Annotated in this window: 23 protein-coding genes; all 23 read left to right on the top strand. The window is 70.1% G+C overall.

Features of this window, described 5'->3' with window-relative positions:
* The 23 genes from ABZZ79_RS00800 (at position 1) to ABZZ79_RS00690 (ending at position 18,899) form a co-directional block, all read left to right on the top strand.
* Positions 1–1,053 (top strand): major capsid protein, encoded by a 1,053-nt coding sequence (locus tag ABZZ79_RS00800; protein WP_356684995.1) that lies wholly within the window; start codon positions 1–3, stop codon positions 1,051–1,053.
* Positions 1,050–1,370, top strand: a complete 321-nt coding sequence (locus ABZZ79_RS00795; RefSeq protein WP_356684993.1) for a hypothetical protein — start codon at positions 1,050–1,052, stop codon at positions 1,368–1,370. Before ABZZ79_RS00800 ends, ABZZ79_RS00795 begins: the two co-directional genes overlap by 4 nt.
* 4 nt (positions 1,371–1,374) lie before the next feature.
* Positions 1,375–1,791, top strand: coding sequence for a hypothetical protein (locus tag ABZZ79_RS00790; RefSeq protein ID WP_356684991.1), 417 nt, complete (start codon positions 1,375–1,377; stop codon positions 1,789–1,791).
* A complete protein-coding gene (locus tag ABZZ79_RS00785) occupies positions 1,788–2,147 on the top strand; it encodes a hypothetical protein (RefSeq protein ID WP_356684989.1) in 360 nt (119 codons plus the stop codon). The genes ABZZ79_RS00790 and ABZZ79_RS00785 overlap by 4 nt, the downstream gene beginning before the upstream one ends.
* A 4-nt stretch (positions 2,148–2,151) precedes the next feature.
* Positions 2,152–2,421: a hypothetical protein gene (locus tag ABZZ79_RS00780; RefSeq protein WP_356684987.1), complete on the top strand. Its 270-nt coding sequence runs from the start codon at positions 2,152–2,154 to the stop codon at positions 2,419–2,421.
* On the top strand, positions 2,421–2,828 hold the full coding sequence (locus tag ABZZ79_RS00775) for a hypothetical protein (RefSeq protein ID WP_356684985.1): 408 nt from the start codon (positions 2,421–2,423) through the stop codon (positions 2,826–2,828). The genes ABZZ79_RS00780 and ABZZ79_RS00775 overlap by 1 nt, the downstream gene beginning before the upstream one ends.
* A 78-nt stretch (positions 2,829–2,906) precedes the next feature.
* On the top strand, positions 2,907–3,542 hold the full coding sequence (locus tag ABZZ79_RS00770; protein WP_356684984.1) for a phage tail protein: 636 nt from the start codon (positions 2,907–2,909) through the stop codon (positions 3,540–3,542).
* A 102-nt stretch (positions 3,543–3,644) separates the two neighbouring features.
* Complete coding sequence (locus ABZZ79_RS00765) at positions 3,645–3,977, top strand: hypothetical protein (RefSeq protein ID WP_356684982.1); 333 nt, start codon at positions 3,645–3,647, stop codon at positions 3,975–3,977.
* A 461-nt stretch (positions 3,978–4,438) separates the two neighbouring features.
* Positions 4,439–7,969, top strand: a complete 3,531-nt coding sequence (locus ABZZ79_RS00760) for a phage tail tape measure protein (protein ID WP_356684980.1) — start codon at positions 4,439–4,441, stop codon at positions 7,967–7,969.
* Positions 7,970–8,962 (top strand): phage tail protein, encoded by a 993-nt coding sequence (locus ABZZ79_RS00755; RefSeq protein WP_356684978.1) that lies wholly within the window; start codon positions 7,970–7,972, stop codon positions 8,960–8,962.
* A 21-nt stretch (positions 8,963–8,983) separates the two neighbouring features.
* A complete protein-coding gene (locus tag ABZZ79_RS00750) occupies positions 8,984–10,144 on the top strand; it encodes a siphovirus ReqiPepy6 Gp37-like family protein (protein ID WP_356684976.1) in 1,161 nt (386 codons plus the stop codon).
* A gap of 57 nt (positions 10,145–10,201) precedes the next feature.
* Positions 10,202–11,101 carry a hypothetical protein gene (locus ABZZ79_RS00745; protein ID WP_356684974.1) on the top strand — a complete coding sequence of 300 codons (900 nt, stop codon included), beginning with the start codon at positions 10,202–10,204 and terminating at the stop codon, positions 11,099–11,101.
* 2 nt (positions 11,102–11,103) lie between these two features.
* On the top strand, positions 11,104–12,906 hold the full coding sequence (locus ABZZ79_RS00740) for a glycosyl hydrolase family 28-related protein (RefSeq protein WP_356684972.1): 1,803 nt from the start codon (positions 11,104–11,106) through the stop codon (positions 12,904–12,906).
* 79 nt (positions 12,907–12,985) lie between these two features.
* Positions 12,986–13,264: a hypothetical protein gene (locus tag ABZZ79_RS00735; RefSeq protein ID WP_356684970.1), complete on the top strand. Its 279-nt coding sequence runs from the start codon at positions 12,986–12,988 to the stop codon at positions 13,262–13,264.
* Positions 13,261–14,187, top strand: coding sequence for a LysM peptidoglycan-binding domain-containing protein (locus ABZZ79_RS00730; protein WP_356684968.1), 927 nt, complete (start codon positions 13,261–13,263; stop codon positions 14,185–14,187). Before ABZZ79_RS00735 ends, ABZZ79_RS00730 begins: the two co-directional genes overlap by 4 nt.
* A gap of 56 nt (positions 14,188–14,243) precedes the next feature.
* Positions 14,244–14,567, top strand: coding sequence for a hypothetical protein (locus ABZZ79_RS00725; protein WP_356684966.1), 324 nt, complete (start codon positions 14,244–14,246; stop codon positions 14,565–14,567).
* 51 nt (positions 14,568–14,618) lie between these two features.
* The gene (locus tag ABZZ79_RS00720) at positions 14,619–14,951 is read left to right on the top strand and encodes a hypothetical protein (protein WP_356684964.1); all 333 of its coding nucleotides are present in this window, start codon (positions 14,619–14,621) and stop codon (positions 14,949–14,951) included.
* The gene (locus ABZZ79_RS00715; protein ID WP_356684962.1) at positions 14,948–15,613 is read left to right on the top strand and encodes a collagen-like protein; all 666 of its coding nucleotides are present in this window, start codon (positions 14,948–14,950) and stop codon (positions 15,611–15,613) included. Before ABZZ79_RS00720 ends, ABZZ79_RS00715 begins: the two co-directional genes overlap by 4 nt.
* A 112-nt stretch (positions 15,614–15,725) precedes the next feature.
* Positions 15,726–16,967, top strand: coding sequence for a helix-turn-helix transcriptional regulator (locus ABZZ79_RS00710; protein WP_356684961.1), 1,242 nt, complete (start codon positions 15,726–15,728; stop codon positions 16,965–16,967).
* Between the two features lie 165 nt (positions 16,968–17,132).
* Positions 17,133–17,291, top strand: coding sequence for a hypothetical protein (locus tag ABZZ79_RS00705; protein ID WP_356684959.1), 159 nt, complete (start codon positions 17,133–17,135; stop codon positions 17,289–17,291).
* On the top strand, positions 17,288–17,785 hold the full coding sequence (locus ABZZ79_RS00700) for a hypothetical protein (RefSeq protein WP_356684957.1): 498 nt from the start codon (positions 17,288–17,290) through the stop codon (positions 17,783–17,785). Before ABZZ79_RS00705 ends, ABZZ79_RS00700 begins: the two co-directional genes overlap by 4 nt.
* Positions 17,782–18,270, top strand: coding sequence for a hypothetical protein (locus ABZZ79_RS00695; RefSeq protein WP_356684955.1), 489 nt, complete (start codon positions 17,782–17,784; stop codon positions 18,268–18,270). Before ABZZ79_RS00700 ends, ABZZ79_RS00695 begins: the two co-directional genes overlap by 4 nt.
* Positions 18,267–18,899 (top strand): hypothetical protein, encoded by a 633-nt coding sequence (locus ABZZ79_RS00690; RefSeq protein WP_356684953.1) that lies wholly within the window; start codon positions 18,267–18,269, stop codon positions 18,897–18,899. The genes ABZZ79_RS00695 and ABZZ79_RS00690 overlap by 4 nt, the downstream gene beginning before the upstream one ends.
* Positions 18,900–18,981: the final 82 nt, after the last annotated feature.

The following is an 18,981-nucleotide window of genomic DNA, read 5'->3' as shown; positions in this document are numbered from 1 at the left end:
ATGAGCTGGACTCTCGACACCGAGTTCATTGAGCCGACCGAACTCACCGGACTGATCCGGGCAGCGCTCGCCGACCTGCAGGTGAACCGCTTCACGCTGTCGCGGTGGCTGCCGAACGTGTCCGTCGACGACATCGCGTACGAGTTCACCAAGGGCGGCGGCGGGCTCGCCGAGACCGCCTCGTTCCGCTCGTGGGACGCCGAGTCGAAGATCGGCCGCCGCGAGGGGATCGGAAAGGTCATGGGCGAACTGCCCCCGATCTCCGAAAAGATCCCGCTCAACGAGTACGACCGGCTGCGGCTGCGGAAGCTCGACCAGAACGACGAGCGCGTGCTCGCGCTGCTCGCGCGGGATGCGCAGCGCATCGCCCGCAACATCGCCGCGCGGTTCGAGGTCGTGCGCGGGCAGGTGCTCGTCAACGCGCAGGCGCCGATCACCGAGCTGCAGCAGACCGTCGACTTCGGCCGGATCGCTGCGCACTCGGTTGTCGCCGCCGTGCTGTGGTCCGATCACACGAACGCGACGCCGCTCACCGATCTGCGGTCGTGGGTGAACACCTACGAGGACACGAACGGCGAGACGCCGGCCGTGATCCTGGCACCCGTCGGCGTCGTGACGCACTTCGGCATGTGCCAGCAGGTGATCAGGCAGGTGTACCCGCTCGCCCCGGCCGGCACGGCACCGATGCTGAACACGGATCAGGTGAACTCGGTTCTGCGGTCGCTCGATCTGCCGCCGTTCGAGGTGTACGACGCGCGGGTCAAGGTCGACGGCGTGTCGACCCGGATCACCCCGTCGAACGCGATCGCGCTGCTGCCCGCGGCCGGCGCGACGAGTGCGGCGCAGCCGACCGACCTCGGCGCGACGCTGCTCGGTACGACCGCCGAGGCGCTCGAAGCCGAGTACGGTCTCGTCGCGTCCGAGCAGCCCGGCGTCGTCGCGGCGACGTACAAGTCGAAGGATCCGATCCGGCTGTGGACGCACGCCGCGGCGGTCGGTCTGCCGATCCTGCGCGAGCCGAACCTCACGTTCAAGGCGCAGGTGATCGCATGACCCGGCGACTGATCGCGTACGTGCACGTCGACGGCAAGGCGTACGGGCCCGACAGCGAGGTGCCCGCCGACGTCGCGAAGCGCATCGGCGACCACGCATGGGCCGACGCCGATTCCACTGCCGAGGCGCCCTCGCCCGCGGGCGTGGGCGACAGTGGGATGACCAAAGAGGCGCCGCCCCGCTCGGGCCGCGGCTCGGGCGTCGAGGCATGGCGGGCGTACGCCGAGCAGCACGACCTCGACGTCGCCGCCGACGCGAGCCGCGAGGACATCATCGCGGCCGCCGAGGGCGCCGGCCTGATCGAGCGAGAGGAGTAGGGCGGTGGCGGCGTACGCAACGGTCGAGGACTACGAGGCGCGCGCCGCCGTCACCCTCGCCGAGGGCAGCCCGAAGCGGGCGCAGGTCGCCGCATACCTCGACGACGCGTCGGCGATCATGCGGCGGCACATCCCGACCGGCTACACGCCCGACGAGGCGACCCTGCGCGCGATCTGCGTCGCGGTCGTCCGTCGGGTCATGGCCAACCCCGGCGGGTACCGGCAGCGCACGATCGGGCAGTACAGCGAATCACTCGGCGAGGACGGCGGGCTGTACCTCACCGAGGACGAGATCGCCCAACTGCAGCCCGAGGACGAGACCGACCCGGACGCCGATGCGGCGTACTCGGTCGAACTCGCCGATCACGGGCTGCCGGGTTGGCGCCCCGACCCGGCGTGCTACGGGCGGCGGTTGCTGTGATCCCCGAGGACGTACTGCCACACCTCGTCGACGTCGAGCATCCGGGCCGGACGACGGACCGGTACGAGAACGAGGTCGACGACTGGTCGGCGGGTGCGACGACGCACGCCGAGGTCGCCGCGTGGCTGCAGCAGAACACGGGCGCCGAGGACACCGACCAGCGGTCGGCACAGATCGGCGAGTGGCTCATGCTCTGCAACCCGGTCGACACCGCGGGCAACGCGCTCACGGTGCACGGCTCGGCGCGCGTGCACTGGCAGGGGCTCGACTTCGAGGTGATCGGCCCGCCTGGACCGGCGTACACGCCGGCCGAGTTCCACCACTACGAGATCAGGCTCAAGACAGTCGAGGGGTGATCGCATGGCCGGATCGAGGTTCGTCCCCAACCGAGCGAACATCGCCTCGTTCCTGCGCACGCCCGAGACGCGGGCGCTGATCGAGCGGAAGACACGGGCGGTCGCGGCGGCGGCCGCCTCGGCATCCGAGGCCGGCGGGCTGTTCCGGGTCGACGTCGAGACCGGCGAGCAGCGAGTGCGCGGCGCCGTGATCGGCGACTACTCGACCAACGACCCCGAGGTGTCACGGCGGGCGTTGCTGCGCGCCCTCGACGCCGCCCGCGGGGTCGAGTGATGGGGGCGCCGGTCGAGTTCCCCGACGGCGTCGACATCGTGCGCCGGTACCTGCGCGAGGCGCTCGTCGAACGGGGCGACGACGTACCGGTCGTCACCCGTGTGCCGAGTACGCGGCCGACACGGTTCGTGCGGATCGAGCGGGTCGGCGGCAGCCGGCTCGACCGGGTCACGGACCGGCCCCGGCTGGACATCCACTGTTGGGGCGCCGACGAGGGCGCAGTCGCCGACCTGGTCAAGGTCGTGCGCGCGCTCGTGTTCGCGATCCCCGGTTGGCGGGGCGCCGTGGCGTACGACGTCGCCGAGGTCGGCGGGCCCGACTCGGCGCCCGACCCGGTGAGCGGGCAGGAACGATCCTCGTTCGCCGTCGAGGTGTCCCTGCGCGGCCGCGCCCTCCCCGCCCCCTGATCACGGGCTCACCCGCCCCCAGACACCGCACCCCCGGACCGCTCGGCGGCCGGGGGTTTCTCACGGAGGAACCCCAGCATGAGCACACCCCTTGAGACCGGGCTGCACACCGAGTACATCCGCAAGCAATTGGTGCAGGCCGTGTTCGCCGCGGACTACGCGACCGCGGCGATCACCGCACCGTTCAACCCGACCGACGGCACCCTGACGGCGATTCCCGCCGGGTACAAGGCGGTCGGCTACACCACCGACGACGGGCTCACCTTCACGAGCGACCTGTCGATGTCCGACGTCACCTCGTCGCAGTCCGTCGAGCCGACCCGCTCGGACGTCGAATCAGACGTGCTCAGCGCGCAGTTCACGCCGCAGGAGACGAACGACGTGACCGTCGCCCTGTTCGAGGGTCTCGCGCTGTCGGGTACCGGGGCACTGCCCGCGATGGGTACCGCCTGGCAGTGGGACCGGCCGTCGAGCCCGGTCAATCCGTTTCGCCGGCTGCTGTGCATCGGCCTCGACTACGGCGACGACGGCGGAGAGATCTACGTCGTGAAGTTCTTCCCGCGCGCGAGGCTCACCAGCAAGGACGACGAGCAGTGGGCCCGCAGCACGGAGACGCAGCGCCCGGTCACCTTCAACGCCTACCGCGATTCGGCCGTCGGCACGTCGTGCCGCAACTGGATCGACGGGCCGGGGTGGCGCTCCCTCGCCGCGTAACGGCCCCCCTGATCGGGCGGGGGGCGGCGGTTCTGGGTGAGCCCCGACCGCCCCTCGCCCTCACATGCTCACCCGCAGCTCACCCGAGAGAGAGACACGATCATGAGCAAGCCCAACGGGAAGCGGTACCGGCTGGAGACCGTCAAGCGCTCGTACGTCGACGCGGTCGGCGGCGAGCGGGTCGAGTTCGAGGTCGGACCCGAAGAGGCGCCCGCGGTGTTCAGCTTCCCGCACCCGATCTTCACGCCCGACGACATGCAGCGCGAACTCAACAAGGCCGAGGGCGACGAGGCCGGCGCGCGCATCCTGCTCGGCGACCAGTTCGAGGAATTCCTCGCGGCCGGCGGCGACATCAACTCGGTGATGCTGCTGTACGTCGGCATCCGCAACGAGGCGCAGGACAAGGTCAGCAAGGTACGCCCTACGAAGGGGTAGGCGACGGCGACGACGGCGTCGAGACCTACACGTACACCGTCCTCGACGTCCTCGGCGAGCAGCCCGAGGCGGTCGAGGCAGACCTCGCCCACCACTACCCCGGATACGGACCCGGTGGGCCGCTCGCCGCGTACTGGCGAGGCGAGATCACTCTGCGGACCCTTCGCGTCCTGGTCGAGCACCTGCCGCCGGACGGGGCGACCGCCCGCGCGCACAACGGCCACGCGTGGCAGCAGGGCGACTACACGGCCGCGGACACGCGCGATCTGCTCGCGCTGCTGCTGACGGCGTTCGTCAACGCCAACCGCGACCCGAAGAAGGGCGGCAGCCCGCTGCCCTGGCCCAAGCCGTCGTGGCGGCCGGGCGACCCGGTGCCCGACGAGGGCAAAGCCGAGCGGGACAAGGCGCGCGCGAAAGCGGCGTACGAGCACATCCTCGCGCAGACCAAGGGGGAATGACGTATGCCGGTCGAGGTCGGCGTCGGGTATGTGTCCGTCGTCCCCGAAGCGAGGGGCTTTGGCCGGCTGCTCAATCAGCAGATCAGCGGCGAGTCCGCGCGGGTCGGCACCTCGGCCGGACAGGACGCCGGGCAGGGGTTCCTCGGCGGCATCGGCGGCGCCCTGAAGAAGGGCGTCGCCGGCGTCGCCGCGGGCGCGGGCGTGCTGTTCGCTGCCGGGTTCGCCGAGGCGGTCGAGCAGGACAAGAGCAACGCGAAGTTGGGCGCACAGCTCGGTCTCACCGAGAAGGAATCGGCGCGCGCGGGCAAGGTCGCGGGCTCGGTCTACGCCAAGGGGTACGGCGAGTCGATCGACCAGGTCAACGACAGCTTGAAGGCGCTTGCGCAGAACGGCGTCGCGAGCATCAACGCCCCGAAGAAGGAACTCGCCGGCCTCAGCAAGGCGGCGCTGAACTTGGCCGAGACGTTCGACGCCGACGTCGGCGAGTCGACAAAGGCGGTCGGACAGCTCATCCGGACCGGGCTCGTCAAGGACGGCAAGGCCGGGTTCGATCTGCTCACAGCCGGGTTCCAGTCGGGCGCCGACAAGGCGGGCGACTTGATCGACACGGTCAACGAGTACTCGACGCAATGGCGTAAGGCCGGGCTCGACGGCGCGACCGCGATCGGTCTGATCAATCAGGCGCTGCAGGCCGGCGCCCGCGACGGCGACGTCGCCGCCGACGCGATCAAAGAGTTCTCGATCCGGGCCGTCGACGGCAGCAAGACGAGCGCCGACGGTTTCAAGGCGCTCGGGCTCAACGCCGACGACATGGCCGCGAAGTTCGCCAAGGGCGGCAAGACGGCGACGGGTGTCCTCGACCTCACGCTCGACCGGCTGCGCGGGATCAAGGACCCGGTACTGCAGTCGCAGATCGCCGTCCAGCTCTTCGGGACGCAGGCCGAGGATCTCGGCGCCGCGTTGCTCGCGATGGACCCCTCGTCGGCGGCGAAGGGGCTCGGCCAAGTCGGCGGCGCGGCCGACAAGATGGGCAAGACCCTGCACAACACCGCCTCGAATCAGATCGAGGTGTTCAAGCGGCAGGCGCTGCAGGGGCTCGCCAACTTCGCGGACAAGTACGCGCTGCCCGCGCTCAAGTCGTTCGGTACGTTCCTCAACGACTACGTGCTGCCGCCCGCGCAGACCGTCGGCGGCGCCCTGGTCGACGTCCTCGTGCCCGCCGCGAAGGGTGTCGGCGACGCGTTCGCGGGCGGCGTGCAGTGGGTCAAGGAATACGGCGCGTGGCTCATCCCGCTCGGCGTCGCGATCGGCGGCGTCGCCGTCGTGGCCGGCGTGTCCACGATCGCCACGTGGGGCATGACGTCGGCTTTCTCGATCTATCGCGGCGTGATCCTCGCGGCGACCGCGGTCACCCGTGGGTGGGCCGTGGCGCAGGGCATCCTCAACGCGGTCATGTCGGCGAACCCCGTCGGTCTGATCGTCGTCGGGATCCTCGCGCTCGTCGCGGCCGCCGTCGTCGCCTACAACAAGGTGACCTGGTTCCGCGAGGCAGTGCAGGCGACGTGGGCCGGCATCAAGGCCGGTTGGGATCTGCTGTGGAACGGGGCGCTCAAGCCAGGGTTCGAGTACCTCAAGATCGGGCTGCAGGCGATCGGCACGGCCGCGGTGTGGCTGTGGTCGAACGTGCTGTCGCCCGTGTTCTCGGCGATCGCGACCGCAGGCAAGGTGCTGTTCACGGTCCTCGCTGTCCTCGTGATCGCGCCGATCGTGATCGCGTTCAAGACGCTCGCCGCAGTCGGCACGTGGCTGTGGACGAACGCACTGCAGCCGGCGTTCAACGGGATCGCCGCGGGCGCGATGTGGCTGTGGAACAACGCGCTCGCGCCCGCCTTCAACGGGATCTTGACGGTCATCGGCTGGTTCTGGACCGGCGCGCAAGTGATCTTCGGGTACTTCACGGCGGGCGTGCAGGCGCTCGGCGCGATCGGCACATGGCTCTACCGCAACGCCCTGCAGCCCGCGTTCCAAGGGATCGTGACGGTCGTCGGCTGGTTCTGGACCGGCGTAAGCGTGATCTTCGGGTACGTCAAGACAGGGCTGCAGGCAGTCGGCTCGGTCGGGACGTGGCTGTACAAGAACGCCCTGCAGCCCGCTTTCACGGGGATCAGTTCGGCCGCCTCGGTGCTGTGGTCGAAGGGGCTCAAGCCTGCGTTCGACGCCATTAAGACCGGCGTCGGACTCGTGGGTGACGCGTTCGGCACCGCGAAGGAAGCGATCGGCACCGCGTTCGGCAAGATCGAGTCGATCACGAAGAAGCCCGTCAACTTCGTGATCGAGTGGGTCTACACGAAGGGGATCAAAGCCGTCTGGGACAAGGTGGCCGGGTTCGTCGGACTCGACAAGCTGCCGGCCGGTCCGAAGCTGCTCGCCGAGGGCGGCCGCACCCACGGCGGTACACCGGGCAAGGACTCGATCCCCGCCCTGATGATGGCCGACGAGTTCGTCGTCAAGCGGTCGTCGGCCCGCAAGGTCGGGTTCGACACCCTGAACTACATAAACCAGTACGGGCAGTTGCCCGTGCAGCGGTTCGCCGGCGGCGGCATCGTGGGCGACGTCGCCGGATGGATCGGCGACAAGGCGAAGAAGGTCGGCGGCGCCCTGATGGACGGCGTCGACTTCCTCGCCAACCCCGGCAAGCTGTGGGACAAAGCGACCAAGTTCATCCGAGACAAGATCGCGAAGATCGGGCAGAACAAGTTCGCGCAGATGATCGGCAAAGTGCCGCTCAAGATGCTCACGGGCCTGAAAGACAAGGTCGTCAACGCGGCGACGAGCATGTTCGGCGGCTCGTCGGGAGACATCGGCGGCTCGGGCGTCAAGCGCTGGTCGGGCGTCGTGCTGCAGGCGCTCAAGCTCGTCGGGCAACCGGCGAGTCTGCTCGGCACCACGCTGCGCCGGATGAACCAGGAGAGCGGCGGCAACCCGCGCGCGATCAACAATTGGGACATCAACGCCAAGAACGGGACACCGTCCAAGGGGTTGATGCAGGTCATCGATCCGACGTTCAACGCGTACGCCGGGAAGCTGCGCGGCCGCGGCATCTGGGATCCGCTCGCCAACGTGTACGCGTCCATGCGCTACGCGCTGTCGAGGTACGGCTCGCTCGCCTCGGCGTACAACCGCCCCGGCGGATACGCCAACGGCGGCCGGCCCCGGCCGGGCGAGGTCGCGTGGGTCGGCGAGAACGGGCCCGAACTGCTGCAGTTCGGCGGCGGGCAGACCGTCCTCGACAGCGACTCGTCGATCGCTGCGGTCGGCGCCGCCGTCGTGCGGGGCATGGCCCGGAACCTGCCGCAGCCTGTGCCGGCCGCCTCGGCGGTACGGGCGGCGCTGCCGTCCGGCAGCGGGCAGACAGTCGCCGGGTCCGGCGATACGTACAACTTCTATCCGCGCACGCTCGACATGACCGTGCGCGACCTGGAGCTGCTGCAGCGGCGACAGGATGCGCTCGCTCGGGTGGGGAGGCCACGGTAAATGCCGCTGATCACCGCACCGGTTGTCACCCCGCCCCCGACGGGCGGGGGCGGCAGTACGCCGGTCCCCCTTCCCGAGATCGGGTTCGCGACCGCCTCGTACACCGACCCGACCGGCAAGGTCTGGCCGCTCACGAACGAGGACGCCGGTTGGTTCACGCTCGCCGACGGCGTGTCCGGGCTCGGCGCGACGCCGTACTCACTGACAACCGACGCCCATCCGCGGGGCGGGGCGCGCCTGCGGTACGCCCAACCGCAGGCGCGGGCGATCGTGTGGCCGCTGTACGTCTACGGCGAGACGCACGACGAGTTCGTCGGTCGTTGGCGGTCGCTCGCGACGGCGTTCACGCGGACGCTCCGCGACGGGCCGGGGTGGCTGGAGATCGCACGGCCGAACGGCGGCCGGCGCCGCATCGCCGTGCACTACCAAGAGGGGTTCGAGGGGCGCGGCGCGAAGGGGTACGGGATCGTCTCGGACGCTGCGGCAATCACGCTGTGGTGCGAAGACCCGTACTGGATCGACCCGACCGAGATCGGCGTGCACCGGGAGACAGGCGCGCTGTCAAGTTTCCTCGCCCCGTTCCCGACCGTCTCGTCGTCGCAGGTGCTCGGGAATACGACGGTCAGGAACCCCGGTGACGTGACCGTGTGGCCGAAGTGGACCGTCACCGGTCCCGCCTCGCTGATCACGTTCACGGTCACCCGAACCGCGATCGTCGACGGCGTCGAGGTCGTCACGACTGAGTCGTTCACCCTCGACCCGACCGAGGTCGGGCACGGCAACCTGCTCGCCGGTCAGCAAGTCACGATCTCGACCGACCCGCCCGCGGTGCGTTACCAGGACGGTTCCAACTGGGTCGGCGCGCTCGACTGGCCGAGCGCCGTTCTGTGGGGGCTCGCCCCCGGCGACAACGCCGTGACGTTCCAACTCGACGGATCCGGCCCCGGCAGCGCCGTCGATCTGACGTTCAACCCGCGGTACGAGACCGCCTGATCGAAAGGGGGCGGCGGTCGGGTGGCCGTGCAACTGCTCATCACCGACAGGAACCTCGTCGTGCAGGGCGACCCGATCGACGGGTGGACGAACCTCGACGCGACGAAGAAGTTCAACGAGCCCGGCTCGGGCAGCGTCGACGTGCCCGCACGGCCGGACGTCATGGCTCAACTGCAGCCCGGCAACCGGCTCGTGCTCATCCGCGACGGCGCGGTGTGGATGTCCGGCCCGCTGGAGATCCCCGCCGACTTCACGTGGTCGGTCACCGAAGAGCCGGGCTACGGGAAGGTGACCGTCAGTTTCTCGGACGACCTCGCGATCGTGGCCGGATACATCACGTGGCCGACCCCGGCGAACGCGTGGACGGCGCAGCTCGCCAACACGTACCGGCAGATCACGAGCACGAACGCCGAGACGATCATCAGGCAGTTGGTGAACGAGAACTGCGGGCCGGGCGCCCGCGCCGAGCGCCGCATTCCGTCGTTCGCGCTCGACGCGGTCGCCGGCGTCGGCACCTCGACCACCGTCAAGACGAGGTTCGAGGCGCTGCTCGACACCTGCAGACGCATCGCCGTCGACGGCGGGGCGATCGGGTTCCGCACCCGGCAGACCGCAGGGCAGATCCTGTTCGGCTGCTACGCGCCGCGCGACCTGACCGCGACGGCGCGGTTCAGCATCGGTCTGGGCAACCTGCGCTCGATCACCTCGAAGCAGTCGGCGCCGACCGTCACGCACGCACTGATCGCCGGGACCGAGCCAGAGACCGGCACGTCAGGACGGACATACGTACAGACCGCCAACACCGCAGCGGCTGCGTCCTGGTGGCGCGTCGAGAAGTACCTCGACGGCTCGGCCGAGAACGACACGAACGGCGAGCTGTCGCAGGCCGGGAAGGAAGAGATCGCCGCAGGCGCCGCCCCGGTCGAACTCGCCACGGTGACCGTGGACACCCCCGACCTCAAGGCCGGCCGCGATTTCGATCTCGGCGACAAGGTCACTGTCGCGCTCCCGTACGGCGTCGAGGTCGCCGACCTCGTGCGCTCCATCCATCTGCAGGCGACCCCGGATTCCGGCGAGTACGTCACGACGCTGATCGGCTCCCCAGAAGCGACGTCCGACCCCGCGACGGTCAAGGCGATACGCACGCTCGGCCGCCGACTCGGCCGGCTCGAAACCCGATAAGGAGGTGCCCGCGTGGCTCAGGACTCTTGGCCGAGCCCGGCGCACAACGCTCGCGCGGTGACTGACAGCGAGTACGAGAAGATCGCCGCTCGTTTCTCCGGTGACGGCGTGTACGGCGACCCCGCGAGCAGTACCCCAGTAGTCACCGCGGGTACCGGATGGTCCGTCAACATCAAGGCGAACGCCTATGCCTCGGTGCGCGGGCACGCGTGGTACTCCGGTGCGTCCGTCGAGAACCTGCCCATCGCTGCGAACGTGTCGGGTTCCACTCGCGTTGACCGGGTGGTGCTGCGGCTCGACCGGTCCACGTGGACCGTACGGGCCGTCGTCCGGCAAGGCGCCCCCGGCGCGGGCGCCCCTGCCCTCGTGCAGGACACGGGCGACACCGGGCTGTACGAGATCCCGCTAGCTCAGGTGACGATCCGCAACGCAGCGTCGTCCGTGACGGTCAGCCGGGAAGAGTTGTACGTCGGCGTCCGTATCCGGCCGTGCACCTCGACGACCAGGAACCCGAACCCGGCGCCCGGAGAGATGTGCTTCGAGACCAACACCGGGCGCGTACGGGTGTGGACGGGCGACTCGTGGGCCGGCCTGTTCGACGACTCGGGCGTGATCGAGATCAACTCCCCGTTGTCCGCGTGGACCGTCACGACGGACAGCGTCCTGCAGAAGCGCAACGGCAACGTGCACTTGCGCCTCGGATCGTTCCAGCGCGCGGCCGGCACCCTCGCGGGCGGCGACGAGTCCCGCCTGCCCGTACTGATCCCGGCCGCCTACCGGCACCCGAACCGCGACCAGTTCGTCATGTGCTACACGACCGGCGTCGAGATCAGCCGGCTGACGATCTACTCGGCCGCCTCGGACCGACCCGGTCAGGTGTGGCTCACGAACCATCCCGCCATCGCGAAGGGTGAATACGTGCTCCCGAATTCCGGCGTCAGTTGGGTGGTGGACTGACCATGCGGTACGAGTTCGGCGCAGGAATCGGCGACTTTGTCGTGCGCCCGTCCGACGGTCTGTGGGGGGTCGCGGCCGGCTCGGTCGTCACCTTCTACGACGCGTCGACCGGCGGCACGCAGTACACCGATCTACTCGACGCCGGCAGCCTGCCGATCACCTCGATCACGACCGACGAGTACGGGGCGCTGCCCCGGTTCTTCGGCCCCGACGGCGTCGAGGGGATGTGGGCCGACGCGGGCGGCAGCACGCGCGCGTGGATCGAGGCGCACAACATCGGCACCGACGAGGCTGCGGCCGGCTCGGTACGTGACTGGCTCAACGTGCTCGACTTCGGCGCGAAGGGCGACAACGTCACCGACGACTATCTCGCGATTCAGGCAGCGATCGCCGCGTGCCCGATGGGCGGCATCGTCTACCTGCCCGGTCTGCCCTACCGCACGAGTGAGCCGCTTACGGTTCCGCCCGCGGTCACGCTGATGAGCACGCACACCAACCTCATGACCGTGCCGGGATTGACCGACCCGCCGTGCTACATCCGGCCGTTGCCCACCTTCGAGGGCGAGGCGGTTATCAGGCTGGTGGACGCCGCGACGGGCGGTTACTCGACGATCAGCGCCGAACACCGGATCTTGAATCTGATGATCGACGGGCGAGATCTGCCCGAAGGATCCGGGGTCGACGGGCTGCAGGCCAAGGGGAACATTCAGAACGTCGGACTGCGCGACTTCACCGTGCGGCAGGTCACCGGGAACGGTATCTATTGCGGCGAGAACGAAGGCATCAACCCGTACTCGTGGCGCCTGCACCGCGTGATGCTGGACAACTGCCACGGACATGGGCTGTCGGTTCAGATCATGACTGACTTGACCCTGATCGACGTGCAGGCGATCGGCAACTTCGCGAACGGGTTCAACATCATCAACGCCGCGAACTCGCAGGCGATCGGCTGCCGCGCCGAGTGGAACGGGAACAACGGCTATCACCTGACCGGCGATTGGGCGGTCGGCACCGGCTCGGGCGGCATGCTGTTCTCGGGCTGCTCGACGGACCGCAACGGGTTCAACGGCGTGTTGGTCGACGCCGTCGGGAACGCCCCGCTGCAGTTCGAGAACCTGCTCACCCGCCGCGACGGCCGCAACGGCGGATTGGGCGGCGGCGCGTACGCCGGGCTCAAGGTGGACACGGCCGGCGTGCCCGTCATCGTCGGCATGGTCACCTGCTACCCCGGCACCGACGACAACGGCACGCAGGCCAACAGCCCGCAGTACGGCGTGCGCGTCGAGGATTCCGAGTACGTGTCGGTCGCGTCCGGGTTCCTGCACGCAGCAACGGCCGGTTGGTCGGACGGCGGCGGTAACAACGTGCTGCGCCGCGGGCTCAACATCGCCGAGCGCACCGGCACGACCGCCGCGCCCGTCGACGTCTACGCCCCGCCGACCGACGTCGGCGGGAACCTCAACGTCGGCGGGTACCTGGCTGCGGCGTCCGGGCAGTCCGGCGGCGTGTGGAACATCTGGGCCGGCGCCGCGAACGCGCTGAACCTCGGCTCGGCCGGCGGCGGCGTCGCGATCAAGGAAGGCGCCAACGCGCGCATGGGCGTCGCCACGCTCGCGGCGGGCACGGTCACCGTGGCCAACACCTCGATCACCGCGAACACGCGTGTTCTGCCGTTCCGGCAGGCGCTCGGCGGCGCGGCCGGGCACCTCTCGATCACGAAGAACCCCGGCGTCGGGTTCACGATCACGTCGAGCAGCGGCACCGAAACGTCGACCGTGGCGTACGTCCTGTTCGAACCCGCGTAGCCGCACCCCGACGTACCTCACGCTCGCCCCTCGCCGACCGGCAGGGGCCTTTTTCATGCCCGACAGGAGGGGCTCACCCATGGGTGACACAGAACGGCCGATCCCCGAGCGGCTCGGCGACCAGGAAGAGCAGGCGCAGCACCTCGTGCGCACCGGCAACGGGCCGACCGTCGACGACGAGCAGGCGCTGCTCGCGCAGGTGCACGGCGCCCCGGACATGGCCGGGTTCTACAGCGGCCCCGAGGCCGCCGTCGACGAGGGCGCCGACCAGGACGCGCCCGCCGAGGACGTCGAGGGCGTCGACCAGGACGCGCCCGCCGACGGCGACGACACCGCGAAGGGGGGCGCGTCCGCATGAGCGTCGAGGCGATGATCAGCGCGTTCGAGCGGTGGATCGGGACCGGCGAGCCGAACGCGATACAGACGTGGTACCGGCAGCGCAACGGCGCCGCGTACGCCTACAACTTCCCGTGGTGCGACGCGACGATCACCCGCGCCGCGGTCGAGTCGGGCGAGTACGAGGCGGTGTGCTTCGGCACCGACTACGCGTACACCGTGGCGCACGCCGCCCGCTTCAAGGCGGCCGGACAGTGGCACGCCGGCGCGAAGGGGATCAAGCGCGGTGACATCGTGTTCTTCGATTGGGGCGGCACGAACGAGATCGCCCGGATCGACCACGTCGGCATCGTGACCTCGGTCTCGGGCGCGTACGTGTACACGATCGAGGGCAACACAGCGAACGTCTGCGCCCGCAGGGTGCGCACCGAGGCGGACATCGCCGGGTACGGCCGACCGAAGTACAAGGCGGCGAGCAGCAGTTCGGGGTCGGCGTCGTCGACGACGTACACCGTCAGGGCGGGCGACACCCTCGGAGAGATCGCGGCCGCACACAAGACGACCGTGAAGATCCTCGCCGACCTGAACGGGATCAAGGACCCCGACAAGATCAGCGAGGGACGCAAGCTCAAGCTGCCCGCGGGCACGACCGCGGCCGCGAAGGTCGTGAGCCTGGCCAAGCTCGTGAAGGCGTTCAAGGCCGACCCGCCCAAGCCCGGTACGCCGGTCTCGTACGCCCCTGTCGAGTACGTCGAGGCTGCCCTCGTCGCCGAGGGGCTGCTCGCGAGCAAGTACGCGGACGGGCACGCCGGAACGGCCACCAAGAGCGCGTACGCGCTGCTGCAGCGCCGCTACGGCTACAGCGGCGCCGACGCCGACGGCATCCCCGGCGAGACCTCACTCAAGCGGCTCGCGAGGGCACACGGGTTCACCGTCGTCGCCTGATCTCCCCGGCCGGCGATCGCCGCCGACCACTCACCCACCACCGAAAGGGGGCCGGTATGTCTGCTGGCCTGTTCGTCTCGTACATGAGAACCGTCGTGCCGTACCTGGTCGGGCTGCTGCTCGCCCTGGTCGCCCGCGCCGGGTTCGACATCGACTCGACCACCGTCATGGCTGCGGTCACCTTCGCGGCCGGCGTCGCCTATTACCTCGTGTTCCGGCTGCTCGAACTGCTCGGCGAGCGGCTGAACGGCACCTTCCTGCAGAACCTCGCAGGGGTGTTCCTCGGGTGGGCGCGGCCGCCTGCGTACCCCAAGTTCGAGGCTCTCGAACCGGTCGACGGCGCGCGGTACCTGAGCAGCGGCGACTCGACGAGCGGGTGACGCCGGCCTTACGGCCGCAACGACCCCCCACTGCACAACCGGAGGTAGCGCGTGGACGCTGCGACGCTCGGCGCCGTCGGAACCATCGTCGTCGGGCTCGCGGCGGCCGCCGCCGCCCTGATCGGGCACCGGGGCGCGAACGCCGCCTCGCAGTCCGGCGTCGTGATCACCGGATCGCTCGGGCTCGTCAACGAGCTGCAGGAAGAGCGCGACAAGCTGCGCGACCGCCTCGTCGAGAACGAGCGGCTGCTCGCCGCGGCGTACGCCGAACTCGCCAGTGAGCGCGCGGACAAGGCGGCGCTGCAGGGGCAGATCACGACGCTCACGCAGGAGAACACGCGGCTGCGCGAACGGATCGTCGAGTTGGGAGGGCAACCTACGTGAACGGCCGTCATGCTCAGCCGATCCTCGCGCAACGGTGGCGGTCGCTCGCGGTCGCCGCCGTGCTGCTCGTGCTGTCGGGCGCCGTCGTCCTGGTGTGGCTGCGGATCGACGCCGAGGCACGTCGGGCCGACGCGCTCGCCGCCGAGGCGAATTTGAGGGGCGACGCCGTCTCGGTACTCGCGGGCGACGTCCGCGTGCTGCGCGAGCAGATCAAGGCCGAGGGCAAAACGCCGGCGGCGCCGGACCCTGCGAGGGCGGTCGACGATCTGCCCTCGCGGGCCGAGGTGCCCGTACCGATCCCCGGTCCCGCGGGCCCCCGCGGGCCGCAGGGTGAGCCGGGCAGTCCGGGGCCGGCCGTGACAGGGTCGCCCGGACCATCCGGCGCGCAGGGCGAGCCCGGCGCCACGGTGACCGGGCCGCCGGGACCGGCCGGGCCGACGGGCCCCGCCGGTCCCCCCGGTCCTGCGGGACAGGACGGTAAGGACGGCACCGACGGTCGCGACGGTCAGACGTGCCCGGACGGGTACTCACTGCAGGCGCCCGCCGACGACCCCGACGCCCTGATCTGCAGGCGCGACGGCGCCCCGCCGCCCGAGGAACCGTCGCCGAGCCCCTCGTCGAGGCTGCTCGGGCTGCCTGCCGAGCGCCGCCGCATCGCATGAACACTGCGCCCCTGTCCGGCCTTACGGCCGGGCGGGGGCGCTTTTGTGCGTTCTGCTGCCGTTGACGTCGGCCGTACCCTGGCGATACGGCACCGGCTCGTGAAGGAGCGGCATGGACCCGTCCGGCGAACTGTCCACAGGTGAACGAATCCGTATGCTGCGGGAATCCCGTGGCCTTACCCGCGAGGCGCTCGCGCAGATGTGCGGCCGCGGCGTCGAGTGGCTGAAGAAGATCGAGACCGGCGAGCGTGAACTGCGGTCGCACACCCTGCTCGTACGGCTCGGCGCCGCACTGCAGCTCTCGGATCTATCCGCTATCACCGGGCAGACCGACGGCCCGGCGCAGCCGGTACCGACCGGCCGGCTTTCGCATCCCGGACTGCCCGACGTGTGGGCGGCCGTGATGAACCGGCCGATGTCCCTCGCCTCACCTGCTCGTCGGCAGTCAATCGACCCCGCGGTGCTGCAGGGACGCGTCGACCAGTCTTGGAACCTGTGGCACACCTCGCAGCACAACCGATCCGAGGTCACGGCGCTGCTGCCCGACTTGATCCGCGACGGCGAGGCAGCCGTGCGCGCCCTCGACGGCGCCGAGCGGCGTGCCGCCCTGGTCGCCCTGTCGGATATCTACCGGCTCACCGGGCAGGCGACGGCGTACGTCGCCCCGGCCGAACTCGCATGGGTCGTCGCCGACCGTGCGCTCACCTCGGCGCAGGAAGCAGACCGGCCGGACGCGATCGCCGCCGCAGCATGGAACCTCGGCAACATCCTGCGCGAGACGAGCTACCCCGAGGAAGCGCTGCGCGTCGTCGTCGAGGCGTCCGAACTGATCCGCCCGCACCTCGACGAGTCCCCCGATGACTGGCGCGGCGTGTACGGGGCGCTGCAGTTGCACGCCGCCGTGACCGTCGCCCGCGACGGCCGCGAGGGCGACGCGTGGCGATACTGGGACAAGGGCGACCAGGTCGCGAAGAGCCTGCCCGCCTCGTACGTGCACCCGTCGACCGTGTTCGGACGCGCGAATGTCGACTTCCACGCGGTCAGTGTCGCGACCGACCTGCGGAAGTCGGCGCGGGCGATCGGGCTAGCCGACGACATCGACCCCGACGTCATGCCGTCGGTCGAGCGCAAGGCCCGGCTGTGGGTCGAGGTCGCCCGCGGGCACCTGCAGCGAGGCGACCGCACGGCGGCGCTCATGGTGATGAAGATGGCATACGAGATCGGCGCTGAAACCGTCGCTTACACCCCGTCGGCCCGGTCCGTGGCTGCCGATCTGTGGCGGCACGCCCCTCGCGCGATGCGCCCCGAGGCGAGCCGGCTCGCCGAGGCGATCGGCGTACCGACGGCGGTCTGACCAGGGGTACAGCTTGGGACAGGGGTACATTCTGTACCCGTTACCGGTCGGTAGACGCTCTACGGTACGTGACCCACCGACTACCGACCGGGGGTCACAATGTCCCGCGTACATGCATCGCTACGCCGAGGCTCGACGCCCGCCTGCGACGGGCGGACGGGCGAGGTGCGCGTACCGCTCACCCTGTACGACCTCGACGAGCCGCAGGATTACCCCGACCTCGTGATGTCTCGATCCGAGGCCGAGGCGCTGTTCGCGCACCTGCGCTTCGCCCTCGTTCCCGTTCCCGAGCAGCCGACGGCACGGCCGGAGGTAGTCCGGTGACCGAGCAGCACAAGCGGGTCGACGACAGCGTGCGACTCACAGCCGGCGCACCCGACCCGGCCGCCCTCGAATGGATCAGCAGAGTCGGCGCGAGCGTTACCGGCGCCCTCGCCTCGTGGGATCAAGGCAGGCTCGTCGACGTGCCCGTCGGTACAGCATGGGACGTCGTCCGCCTGCCTCGCGCACTCGGCTGGAAGACCGTCACGCAGATGCGGCACGCCGGAACGCCCGTCGGTCCCGTGCAGCACACCCCCGACGGCGTCGAGGTTCTCGTGCCGGTCGGCTCTGCCGCACGGTGGGAGCTACCCGACGTCGAGGTGCTCACCGAGGGCGACCTCGTCGCCGTGCCGCACCCCGCGATGGTCGCCCCGCACACGCAGATGGGGCACACGTGGATCGTCTCGCCGCAGGAGTTCGGGCCGGTCACCGACGCCGATCTGCTGTACGAGGCGTACACCGCAGCGCTCGCGCTCCACAGGGGGGGTGCTCGGTGACCACAGAGACGAGGACGGCCGAGGCCGTGCCGATCGCGACGCTTGCGACCGTCAACACGCGCACGTGGGTCGACACCACCGACGACGGCGCCCCGATCCCCTGCCTGATGATCACCTATCCGGCGCCGCGGTTCGAGGACGCCGACCCGGCCGTCGTCGAGGCGACCATGCGGCAGGTTGCGCGCTCCCTCGGCGCCGTCCCGGCCGGCGACCCGGTGCCCAATGTCGGTGTGCGGCTGACCCTGTGTGGCGGCGCGGCGCTGCTGTGGTTCCCTGAAACCTTGTACGCGCTCAAGGTGCAGCACCCCCGATGGGTGCGCGCACTGGAACAGTACGGCGGCGCACTGCTCGCGGTCGGGCTCGACGAACTGTCGCAAGTCGCCTCGGTCGCCGAGGTCGACGAGTACCGGCAGCACTCCCGCGAAACCGGCCGCCTGCACTTCGCGCTCGCCGACCTCGGCCGCGCCGTAGGGGGTGCCTCGTGAAGGCGATCACCCGGCCGGACGTCGTCCCGTTCATCGCGGCGTGGTCCGGCGAGCAGCAGCTCGCGCGCGAGGTCGTCTACTCGGGGCAGGGCGGCATCGCGTACGCCGACGAGACGCCCGAGGACCGCGATCAATACGGCGTGTTGTGGAACGGTCGCTCCCTCGCACGAGGCGCCGGCCGCCCCGAGTACGGCAATGTGCACCCGGAACGGCAGCGCATCGCGATGCAGTACCTCTTGTGTCAGGTGTGCGGCCATACGGCGGACCGCGACGACCGCGGCGTGCTGTGGGTCGTCGAGGATCATCGGGGCGAGTGGGACCGGTGGCCCGAGGGGCTCATGACGACGCACCCGCCGCTCTGCGTGCCCTGCGCTCGCAAGGCGGTCGAGGTGTGCCCGCACCTGGTCGACAGCAGCATCGCGATACGGGTCATCGGCAGCGAGGTGTGCGGGGTGCACGGGCGCATCTGGTCGTCGTCTCCGTTCGGCCGCCCCGTGCGTAAGGACGTGAAGGAAGTCGTCACTTTCGGCTCGCCGGCCGCGCGGTGGGTCACGGCCGGGCAGCTCGTTCGGTCCCTGCACGGCTGCACGTTCGTCAACCTGCGGTACGAACTCGCTCAGCACTCCTAGACCGGGCCGCCCGGCGGTCGACGCTCCCCCCTCGTGTCCCGCCGGGTGGCCCACCCAATCATTCGAATACGCGTTCGACTAC

It is taken from the genome of Streptomyces sp. NPDC006458 (assembly GCF_040612135.1).
Taxonomy (GTDB): domain Bacteria; phylum Actinomycetota; class Actinomycetes; order Streptomycetales; family Streptomycetaceae; genus Streptomyces.
Note: the sequence above shows the minus strand (reverse complement) of the source record. Positions and strands in the feature narration are given on the sequence as shown.

Excerpts from the sequence above, each read along its gene's own strand:
- ABZZ79_RS00800 (WP_356684995.1), top strand. The coding sequence starts at position 1 with ATGAGCTGGACTCTCGACACCGAGTTCATTGAGCCGACCGAACTCACC.
- ABZZ79_RS00795 (WP_356684993.1), top strand. The coding sequence starts at position 1,050 with ATGACCCGGCGACTGATCGCGTACGTGCACGTCGACGGCAAGGCGTAC.
- ABZZ79_RS00780 (WP_356684987.1), top strand. The coding sequence starts at position 2,152 with ATGGCCGGATCGAGGTTCGTCCCCAACCGAGCGAACATCGCCTCGTTC.
- ABZZ79_RS00775 (WP_356684985.1), top strand. The coding sequence starts at position 2,421 with ATGGGGGCGCCGGTCGAGTTCCCCGACGGCGTCGACATCGTGCGCCGG.
- ABZZ79_RS00770 (WP_356684984.1), top strand. The coding sequence starts at position 2,907 with ATGAGCACACCCCTTGAGACCGGGCTGCACACCGAGTACATCCGCAAG.
- ABZZ79_RS00765 (WP_356684982.1), top strand. The coding sequence starts at position 3,645 with ATGAGCAAGCCCAACGGGAAGCGGTACCGGCTGGAGACCGTCAAGCGC.
- ABZZ79_RS00760 (WP_356684980.1), top strand. The coding sequence starts at position 4,439 with ATGCCGGTCGAGGTCGGCGTCGGGTATGTGTCCGTCGTCCCCGAAGCG.
- ABZZ79_RS00755 (WP_356684978.1), top strand. The coding sequence starts at position 7,970 with ATGCCGCTGATCACCGCACCGGTTGTCACCCCGCCCCCGACGGGCGGG.
- ABZZ79_RS00740 (WP_356684972.1), top strand. The coding sequence starts at position 11,104 with ATGCGGTACGAGTTCGGCGCAGGAATCGGCGACTTTGTCGTGCGCCCG.
- ABZZ79_RS00735 (WP_356684970.1), top strand. The coding sequence starts at position 12,986 with ATGGGTGACACAGAACGGCCGATCCCCGAGCGGCTCGGCGACCAGGAA.
- ABZZ79_RS00730 (WP_356684968.1), top strand. The coding sequence starts at position 13,261 with ATGAGCGTCGAGGCGATGATCAGCGCGTTCGAGCGGTGGATCGGGACC.
- ABZZ79_RS00725 (WP_356684966.1), top strand. The coding sequence starts at position 14,244 with ATGTCTGCTGGCCTGTTCGTCTCGTACATGAGAACCGTCGTGCCGTAC.
- ABZZ79_RS00710 (WP_356684961.1), top strand. The coding sequence starts at position 15,726 with ATGGACCCGTCCGGCGAACTGTCCACAGGTGAACGAATCCGTATGCTG.